Here is a 942-nt window from a genome sequence, read left to right as displayed (position 1 = left end):
TCCACCGTCCGGAAGTGGGCGGTCGAGGAGCCGATATTCAGGCAGGGATTCATTGCTTCGCTCGGAAGCGAAGCCAAGATCGTCTGAACGTGCTTGGCTTCATTCGGACGCATCGGCGAGCATTCCCCATCCGCTAGTTACAGTGTGCGAGGGCCTGTCGCCACAGGCCCGCATCGTTAGCACCGTTCGCCTCGTCGTTTGCTCCACCCTCTGCGAATTCAGGGGCCCGGGCTGCTCCACCGAACCTCGTACAGGGTCTCCATGACACCGGAGCCGTACCTGTTGAAGTCCTTCAGGTCCTCGCTCGTCAGTCGCTCCATCGCAGCAGCATTAATGTTCTCGGCCAGGAGTGACGCCCAATAGCTTTTATCCACTATGCGCATGGTGCGACTGGCAGACGCCGCGGCTTCCTGGCCGGGCCCATAACCCTTCGGGTTGTGAATATAGGCGTCCTCACGCGGCCGCGGCAGCGCCAAATTCGCATACAAACGATCCAGAAAGCGGAGAGGGTCGGCAACCATGTCCTCGAACCTGACAAGCAGGTAGTTGTCTCTGGCAGCCTGTTCGGCAAGCATCTTGCCGGCAACCTGACTGTAGACTCGTCCCGCCATCATGGCCGGTACCCCTCGGCGGTTCCATGAATCGCAAAGGCCGTAGCCGTTCCTCACCAGCCCGACGAAGATCGTCTCTTCGAACTGCTTCTCGATTTCAGAGTTCAGGAAGACGTCGTACTCAGTCACCTTGAAGAGGACGTGGCGCGCGAGCGCGAGATCGAGCCCCCTTTCCTTCCGCAGCTGGTAGTCAGCGGCGATCGACGCTTGGACGCTTCTTTCCAGACGCTTCTGAAATCGCTTCGCGTAGAACACTGACCTGGAGGCAAGCTTGCCCGCCCGGACTCCCAGACGCCGATAGACCTTTGGAGGAAGATTCCAGCCGCCGTTG

1 protein-coding gene is annotated in these 942 nt (G+C 59.8%); it reads right to left on the bottom strand.

Going from position 1 to position 942, the window contains the following annotated elements; translation table 11 throughout:
- Positions 1-218: 218 nt before the first annotated feature.
- Positions 219-942 (bottom strand): hypothetical protein (locus AC0L14_RS34750; RefSeq protein ID WP_473752228.1); only part of this gene is annotated, 724 nt, incomplete at its 5' end.

The organism is Mesorhizobium sp. WSM4841 (assembly GCF_055811515.1).
This window is presented reverse-complemented; position numbering and strand designations above follow the sequence as displayed.